The 8,116-nt window shown below is 73.4% G+C and carries 8 protein-coding genes; 6 read left to right on the top strand and 2 right to left on the bottom strand.

What is annotated here, in order from left to right; genetic code table 11:
• The first annotated feature begins 574 nt into the window (after positions 1-574).
• The gene (locus tag CED_RS20515; RefSeq protein WP_023842160.1) at positions 575-1,438 is read left to right on the top strand and encodes a tetratricopeptide repeat protein; all 864 of its coding nucleotides are present in this window, start codon (positions 575-577) and stop codon (positions 1,436-1,438) included.
• 86 nt (positions 1,439-1,524) lie between these two features.
• On the opposite strand, the gene CED_RS20510 is transcribed toward CED_RS20515, so the two are convergent.
• Entirely contained in the window at positions 1,525-2,856 is a 1,332-nt protein-coding gene (locus CED_RS20510; protein WP_035913444.1) for a DUF1015 family protein, read from the bottom strand.
• Between the two features lie 484 nt (positions 2,857-3,340).
• Between CED_RS20510 and CED_RS20505 the strand changes: the two genes are divergently transcribed.
• Both CED_RS20505 and CED_RS20500 read left to right on the top strand, forming a co-directional pair.
• Positions 3,341-3,859, top strand: a complete 519-nt coding sequence (locus CED_RS20505; protein WP_369807868.1) for a tetratricopeptide repeat protein — start codon at positions 3,341-3,343, stop codon at positions 3,857-3,859.
• Positions 3,856-5,205: an HAD-IIA family hydrolase gene (locus CED_RS20500; RefSeq protein WP_035913442.1), complete on the top strand. Its 1,350-nt coding sequence runs from the start codon at positions 3,856-3,858 to the stop codon at positions 5,203-5,205. Before CED_RS20505 ends, CED_RS20500 begins: the two co-directional genes overlap by 4 nt.
• 41 nt (positions 5,206-5,246) lie before the next feature.
• Here the strand turns inward: CED_RS20500 and CED_RS20495 are convergent, their stop codons facing one another.
• Positions 5,247-5,585: an alkyl sulfatase C-terminal domain-containing protein gene (locus CED_RS20495; RefSeq protein WP_011437547.1), complete on the bottom strand. Its 339-nt coding sequence runs from the start codon at positions 5,583-5,585 to the stop codon at positions 5,247-5,249.
• Between the two features lie 358 nt (positions 5,586-5,943).
• On the opposite strand from CED_RS20495, the gene CED_RS20490 reads away from it, so the two are divergent.
• The 3 genes from CED_RS20490 to CED_RS20480 all read left to right on the top strand — a co-directional run bounded on the left by CED_RS20490 (position 5,944) and on the right by CED_RS20480 (position 8,020).
• Positions 5,944-6,231 carry a hypothetical protein gene (locus CED_RS20490; protein ID WP_011437546.1) on the top strand — a complete coding sequence of 96 codons (288 nt, stop codon included), beginning with the start codon at positions 5,944-5,946 and terminating at the stop codon, positions 6,229-6,231.
• Positions 6,232-6,248: 17 nt separating this feature from the next.
• Positions 6,249-7,124 (top strand): TlyA family RNA methyltransferase, encoded by an 876-nt coding sequence (locus tag CED_RS20485; protein ID WP_035913440.1) that lies wholly within the window; start codon positions 6,249-6,251, stop codon positions 7,122-7,124.
• Positions 7,121-8,020: an NAD kinase gene (locus CED_RS20480; protein ID WP_035731753.1), complete on the top strand. Its 900-nt coding sequence runs from the start codon at positions 7,121-7,123 to the stop codon at positions 8,018-8,020. The genes CED_RS20485 and CED_RS20480 overlap by 4 nt, the downstream gene beginning before the upstream one ends.
• Positions 8,021-8,116 lie beyond the last annotated feature (96 nt).

Genomic DNA, 8,116 nt, shown 5'->3' with positions numbered 1-8,116 from the left:
AGCCGACGGCCCGCGCGGTGACCGGGGCGCGAGCGGTGACCGGGGCGCGAGCGGAGCCTCCGCCCGCAACCGGGTCGCCGCCGAGGCGGCTTGGCGCGAGCGTCGGGGTCGGCCGGGAGCGGAGGAGACCGGCCGGTCCGGAAGGCCGAGTAGCCGTCCCGACCACGGCAGACCGGGGCGCGACTCCTCGGTATCCCATCGGCCCGGGCAGGCCCGGGCCGGCAGCGACGGCCCGCGGCCCCGGCACGACGGCCCTGAACGGCCGACTCACGGCAGAGTCTGGCGTTCCGATGGCGACCGTCCCGCGGGTACGCGCTCGGCCGGCCCGCGGCCCGGCGGCGATCGAGGCCGGGAGTCCCGGGGGCCCCGGGACACCAGCGGTGGAGGGGACCGCCGCGACGGCGCCGCTCGCGCCGAGCGCCGTGGCCGGCCGTTCACCGAGGCTTCCAGGCCCGGGGGCGGCGGCCCCCGCGGCGGCCCCCGCGGCGGCCGTCCGACCGGGCCTGGCCGGACTGACAGAACCGACCGGGCTGGCCGGACTGATCAGACTGAGCAGGGCAGCCGGCGGGCCCGGGTGCCGGCTCCGCCACTTCCCGACGAGGCCCGCGCGGACCTGCTGGACCACGACGTGCGCCGGTCCCTTCGGGGGCTGCCATCGTCGCTCGCCGACACGATCGCCCGCCATCTCGTCGCGACCGCCCTGCTGCTCGACGACGATCCCGCCCGCGCGCTCGCCCACGCCCGCGCCGCCGCCGATCGGGTGCCGCGCCTGCCCGCGGTGCGCGAGGCGGTCGGTATCGCGGCCTACCATGCGGGGGAGTACGCGACGGCCCTGGTGGAACTTCGGGCCGCTCGTCGGATGGACGGTTCCGCGCACAACCTGCCGCTGATGGCGGACAGCGAACGGGGACTGGGCCGGCCGGAGCGTACCGTCGCCTACCTGCGGGATCCGCAGATCGACCAGCTTGATCCGGCCGCTCGGGCGGAGATGCTCATCGTCGTCTCCGGGGCCCGCCGGGACCTCGGTCAGCCGGAGGCCGCCGTCGTGTTGCTGCGGGATCTGGCCACGGCCAAGACGCCGCCCGCGCCGTGGACCGCCCGCCTCTGGTACGCCTATGCCGAGGCGCTGCTTGCCGCCGGTCGTCCAGAGGAGGCCGCACGCTGGTTCACCTCCACGGCTGCGATCGACGAGGGAGAGACCGACGCCGACGCCCGTGCGTATCTGATCATGACTGGTCGGCCTCTCCCCGAGGAGGACGAGGAGGCTGCCCAGGACGGCGCGGATCTCCTGCTCTCGGATCGGGCCGATCCCGACGCGGACGCCGGGACCGAGGCGAACGTCGATCAGGACATCACCGGCCATGATCTTACTGATCATGGCACCGGCACCGGCACCGAGGCTGCTCCCGAGGCCGAGGCGACGGAGACCGGGAGGTAGGACCGTTCGGCCGAGGACCACTCCGCCCGGTATCCGTGGGTCCGCGGGGAGACGGACCGTGTGTACGCCGGTCCTACGTACGCCGGTCAGTCGTCGAGTGGACGCAGCACGAGTCCGGTGCGCGGCTTCGGGGTGAACAACGTCGACTTGCGCGGCATCCGCTCGCCGGCCTCGGCGACGGCCGTCACACCGGCGATCGGGGTGGGGTTGAGCAGCAGCGCGGTACCTCCCGCCGCAGCCGCCGCGGCGATCGCGGCCGGCGCGTCGTGGTGGTAGTCGACCACGCCCACCGTGTCCGTCAACCCCCAGACGTCCACGATCAACGCAAGATGAGCGACGGTGACGTCGAGTCCACGGAAGGCCGCCGACCGTTCGGGGGGCAGACTACGGGTGAGCAGGTCGGCGTCGGGCTCGGTGAGCAGGTAGGCCGCGGTGCCGTTGGTGACCACGAACGCGTGCCCGCCCTGCCCGGCCTTGGCCAGTTCCTCCACCAGCGCGTCCGGGTCCGCGCCTGCCGGCCCCACGCCACCGGCATCCCCGGCGGCGGTACCNCCCTCGCCGGGCCCGGCGAGCTGACGCACGGTGAACNCCTCGGCGGCCCGCCGCACCGCCTCGGTGAGCCCGAGACCACGCACTACCCGGTGGATGGCGTGCACCTGGGGCCCCGAGACGGTCGCGTCGACGAGGAAGGCCAGACCGAAGTCCCAGGGGCCCGAACCATCCCCGGCGGCGTGCCGTTCCGCCTGGTACTGGCGGTAGGTGGCGTACCGATGGTGGCCGTCCGCGATCACCGCGCGCCGGGGCAACAGGTCCGCGGCGATGGCGGTGAGGACCGCCGGATCGTCGATGGCCCAGAGCCGGTGCGTCACCCCGTCGTCCGTGGACGTCTCCACCAGCGGCGTCGTGGCGATCACCATCGAGACCACCCGGCTGGTCTCGCCGCCGCCGGCGTAGAGCAGGAAGATCGGTTCCAGGTTCGCGCGGGTCGCGCGGGTCAGCGCCAACCGGTCTGAGACCGGGCCCGCCATGGTGTTCTCGTGCGGGAGGATGATCCCCGCATCCGGATCGGTCAGCGCGACCGCCCCGATCAGCCCGCGCTGGGCGTGGCCGGCCCGCTCCTCCTCGTAGACGTAGACGGAGGCCTTCTCGTCGCGACGCAGCACTCCGCTGTCCAGCCATGCCCGCAGCGTGCGGGCGGCCCCGTCGTAGTCCTCCCCGGGGAGGATGAGCCGGACCACGTTGCGCTCGTCGCGCGCTTGGAGCTCCGCCCGTTCGGCGTCGTCGATGACGTCGTAGGGCGGGGAGGTCAGCGGGGCGAGGTCCGGCCCGGAGGACGGAAATCGTGCGGCCCGGAACGGGGCGAGCACGAGACCCGCCGGAGCGGGAACGGGACGATCGGCGTCAACCATGAGCCGCATCGTAGGGCCCCGAGAGTGCGGACCCGGTGTGACCCGGGAGTGCCCTCGCTGCTGACCGCCCGTGTTCCGGCCGGCCCGACCGGGCGAGAGGAACATTTCACCACCTTCCCGTAGTGCGAGCGTGCCATCGGAGCGGCGGGACGGNGGACAGCGCACACCTGATCGTTATGGGGATCTCGAGGNACGTTGGGCGGCTTTGCGGCGACACTGGAGCTGCGGACCTCGAGGATGTGCCTGGCGCTTGGCNCCCGCGGTGGCGAAGCCGGACGGAGTGATTCCGGATCTGGCGGTGTTCCTCGGGTGAGAGGCGGTGATGCGCATCGAGGGCGCCACGGTGCGGCGGAGTCCGGCGCGTGGCCTGGCGCGTGGCCTGGCGCGAGGCCCGGCGCGAGGTCCGGCGCGTGGCCTGGCGCGAGGTCCGTGCCCGGTGCTCAGGATTGGTGTGGCGAGGAGACAGATGATCGTCCGTGTCGTGGAGGTGAAGATGTCCGAGGAGACCGGCCCTCCGGGGGATGTACCGGACGAGACGCCCGGTGGGCTGCCCGCCCGCAGACGACGTGATAGATCCAGCTCGGTGCCGTCCGATGTGACGTCCTGGGTGGATGACAGTGCGGACCGGTCCCGGCCGGGACCGGCGGGNGAGGNCTACGACTGGTACACCCGGGGGATGGCGCTGCTCGGCCACGGGGACGCCAATGCCGCGGTGCAGCTGCTGGCCCACGCCGTCGCGGCCGAACCCGCCTCACCGAGCGTGCGGGAGGCGCTGGCCCGGGCACAGTTCACCGCCGGTCAGTACGGCGCGGCCCGGGAGACTTTCGCCTGGATCGTGGACCGGCATCCCACCGACGACTACGCCCAGTTCGGCCTCGGGCTGTCCGCCCGCAAGATCGGTGATCTCCGGGCGGCCGTGGAGCATCTGGCGCTGGCCGTGGCGATGCGTCCCGACATCCGACACTACGGTGTCGCGCTGCGTGGCGCCCGCGCGGCGTTGGCTCGAGCATGACCCGGCCGGCCGCCGTGCCCGCGCCGGCGCACGAGACCACGTCAACCAGCCCTTCGTCAGTCAGCCCTTCCGCGGTCTCCTCCGCTTCGTCGTCCTGCGGCTTGTCCGGTTCCTCTGTGTCCTCTGTGTCCTCTGGTTTCTCCGTGTCTTCCGGCGGCTTCCCCGGGCCGTTGCGCGGGACGGACCGGCCGCTGGCCGACCTGTTCGACGTCGCCCTGATGGATCTCGACGGTGTCGTCAACCGTGGGGCCGCCGCCGTGCCACACGCGGCCGGCACCATCGCAGCCGCGGGCCGCCGGGGGATGCGCACGGTGTACGTCACGAACAACGCACTGCGCCCGCCGGCCGAGGTCGCCGCCCGCCTGCGCGGCTTCGGCGTGCCGGCGCAAACCGAGGACGTCGTCACCTCGGCGCAGGCAGCGGCGCACGTCCTGGCCGAACGGCTGGGCACCGGATCCCGGGTGCTCATTACCGGAGGGCGGGGACTTCGACAGGCGGTGATGGAGGAGGGCCTGGTCCCGGTGGACTCGGCCGAGGACGATCCGGCGGCGGTGGTCCAGGGGTTCGNCCCGGATCTCNCCTATGCCCGCCTCGCCGAGGCGGCCTATGCCATCCGGGCCGGAGCACTGTGGATCGCCAGCAACGCCGATCGCACCGTGCCAACCGAGCGGGGCGTCGCGCCTGGTAACGGATCCGTCATCGCCTTCCTGCGGGCCGCTACGGACCGCGAGCCGGTGGTGACCGGCAAGCCCGAGTCGGCGATGCACCGCGAGTCGATGCGGCGCAGCGGAGCCCGGACACCCCTCATCGTCGGTGACCGGCTCGACACCGACATCGAGGCCGGTCACCGGACGTCGACGCCGACCCTGCTCGTCTTCACCGGGGTGACGACCCCCGGAGACCTGCTCGCAGCTCCCGCTCCGCACCGTCCCGACTTCCTCGCCGCGGACCTGCGCGGGCTGCTCCGGGCGGCGCCACCGGTGGAGGCCGTCCCGGAGCTGGGGAACCACGCCTATCGTTGCGGCGCCTGGAGCAGCCGGGTCGAGGAGGGGACGCTGCACTGGTCGGGTGAAAGCTACGGGCTGGGCGATGACGCGTCGGATGGCGATCGTTCAGGCGGCGGTCATTCCGGTGGGGATGCGTCAGACCGGGATATGTCGGGTGACGACACGTGGAACGGGGACGGCACCGACGGGCTGGACGGGCTGCGGGCCGCCTGCGCCACGGTCTGGTCCGCCCTGGACAGCGGCGTCGCCGTCCACGCGATCGCGGCGCGACGCCCACCGGGTTGCGAGGACCTGATGGCTCCGGCGCCCCGGGCACCGGAGCCCGTGGCGCTCGCCTGAGTCCCGGCGCCTTGGAGCATCGTCGGTGAACAGGCGCATCGTCACAGCAGCGAGCGGACCCGCAGCAGATCCCACACGCTCGCGTCCACCTTCAGCCGCCCACTGGCCCAGGCGGTCATCGCGGGAAGCCTTCCCTCGGCGACCGCCACCAGGTCGTCGCTCTCCAGCGTCAGGGTGATCTGGGCGTCGTCGCGGCTGCCTTCGCCAATGTGCCGCAGGCAGCCGTCGCGCAGCTCCCCGGAGAAGACAGCGCCGAGATCGGGGATACGACAGACGATGACGCGATCCGGGGCGCGCGGGGGACGGCCGTCGGCGGAGAGCCCATCCAGGCGGGCGGCGAGAGCATGGAGCGCGGCCTCGCACTGCGACCTGTCGGCCATCCCGGCCGGTCCTCCTCTCGGCCTGTTCGACCTGCGCCCCTCTCGGCCCGGCGTGCCGGGACACTAGCGTGAGAGTAGGTGTTCCGGTCGGCCTGTTCGACCTGCGCCCCTCTCGGCCCGGCGTGCCGGGACACTAGCGTGAGAGTAGGTGTTCCGGGCGGGACGACCCGCGTGGTGGGCGAGTTTACACCGGTTGCGAGCCGATCTCCGGTGGTCCTGACGGACCCGGGGTGAGGTCCCGGGCCGGCCGAGGGCGGATCCGGCCGGACGAGGAGTGGACAGGACATGAGATTCGTCGCATGACGCACGTCGCCAGGGTCCGTCGCGTCAGCGGCCGTGAGTGCGGGAGGCTGACAACGTGAACACCGAGAATCTGCCTGCCGAGGTTCGCGGCGCCCTCGGCCGGCTGGACATGCTCGACGTCCTACCGACGGCCGCGCATGTCGAGGTCTTCGAGGAGATAAACCGCCGGTTGGCCGGGGCACTGGCGGACCTGGACGGGAGCGCTGACCAGGTCAAGGGTGCTGACCAGGTCAAGGGCGTCGGGGGCGCGGCCGGGCCGGGCGTGCCCGTTCCGGCGCGTTGCGGGGCGCGTCCCACGGGAGGGCCGCGGCCCGGGCCGGGCATGATCCGGCCGGCGCGGTGAGTCGCTCCGGGGTCGCGATGTCCCGCCGGACACGTCTGGACAGCGAACTTGTCCGTCGTGGTCTCGCCCGGTCCCGGGAGCAGGCCGTTGCGGCGATCACCGCGGGTCGGGTGCTGGTCGGCGGCATTCCTGCCACGAAGGCTGCCACGGTGGTCGACGGATCCACCTCCATCGCGGTGACGAAGGGGGACGATCCCGGCTACGCCTCCCGCGGCGCGCACAAACTTCTGGGTGCCTTCGAGGCCTTCGGGGTCCCCGCACCGGGGCCGGAACCGGGGCCGGGTGCCGAAATCCCGCGTTCGACCGGCCCCACGCTGGTCGTGGCCGGTCGTCGGTGCCTGGACGTCGGTGCCTCCACCGGCGGCTTCACCGACGTGCTGCTGCGGTACGGGGCGGGGACCGTCGTGGCCGTGGACGTCGGCTACGGGCAGTTGCTGTGGCGGCTGCGCTGCGACCCCCNGGNCCGCGTGCTCGACCGTACCAACGCCCGGAACCTGACGCCCGCCGAGATCGGTGACCGCGTCGACCTGGTCGTCGGGGACCTGTCGTTCATCTCGCTGGCCCTGGTGCTGCCCGCGCTGCGCGCCTGCGCGGTCCCGGATGCCGATTTCGTGCTGCTGGTGAAGCCCCAGTTCGAGGTCGGCCGGGAGCGGCTCGGGCCCGGCGGGGNGGNGCGTGACACCGCATTGCACGCCGAGGCGGTCCACGACGTGGCGGCGTCCGCGGCCATGCTGGATCTCGGCGTGCGTGGCGTCACGGCGAGTCCGCTGCCCGGCCCGGCGGGCAACGTCGAGTACCTGCTGTGGCTGGCCGCCGGGGCCCCACCGCTCGACGCGGACGTCCTGGCCGGGGCGATCGCCGCCGGCCCCGCGGGACCGGGGCGCCGGGCATGACGCGGGAGATCCTCGTCGTCNCCCANCCCCGCCGCTCGGTGGTCCGGGAGAGCGCCCATCGGGTCATCGAGGGCCTGGCCGCCGCCGGGGTGTCGCCGCGGGTGCTGCGGGACGAGGCGGAGATGCTCGACCTGACCGCCGCCAACAGCGTGCCGCACGACGCCGACGCGGCCGTCGGGGTGGAACTGGTGCTGGTCCTCGGCGGCGACGGCAGCCTGCTGCGCGGCGCGGAGCTGGCCCGCACCGCTGACGCCCCGCTGCTGGGCGTGAACCTCGGGCATGTCGGGTTCCTCGCCGAGGCCGAACCCGACGCGCTGGAATCCACCATCGAGCACGTCGTCCGCAAGGACTACACGGTCGAGGAACGCATGACGGTAGACGTCACGGTCCGGCGGCGTGGCGAGGTCACCTATACCGGCTGGGCGCTCAACGAGATGTCCCTGGAGAAGGCCGAGCGCGCTCGGATGCTGGAATGCGTGTTGGAGATTGACGGGCGTCCGCTGTCCCGGTGGGGCTGCGACGGGGTGATCTGTTCGACGCCCACCGGATCCACCGCCTACGCCTTCTCGGTCGGTGGTCCGGTGATGTGGCCGGGCGTCGAGGCCCTGCTGGTCGCCCCGATCAGCGCGCACGCGCTGTTCGCCCGGCCGCTCGTGCTGGCGCCGACCTCCGCGGTCGCCGTGGAGATCCTGCCGCCGGTGCCCGCGGTCCTCTACTGTGACGGCCGGCGGTCCGTCGAGGTGCCCCCCGAGTCGCGGGTCGAGGTGGTCCGCGGCCGCCGACCGGTGCGGCTCGCCGTGGTGCACCCGCTGCCGTTCACTGATCGTCTTGTTGCCAAGTTCGGCCTTCCGGTGGAAGGTTGGCGGGGACGCAACCAGCGTGCCTCCCCCGCGTAGCGGCTTCGCCGCGACGCGGGGACCCCTGGCCCTGGGCGCCGTTCGGGGTTTCCGTCAGCTCGCCTTCGGCGAGCTTCCTGGGGTGATTGTCGGGGG

Source organism: Frankia sp. CeD (genome assembly GCF_000732115.1).
Taxonomy (GTDB): Bacteria; Actinomycetota; Actinomycetes; order Frankiales; family Frankiaceae; genus Frankia; species Frankia casuarinae.
The sequence above is the reverse complement of the archived record's forward strand: the minus strand, read 5'-3'. Positions and strand labels throughout refer to the sequence as shown.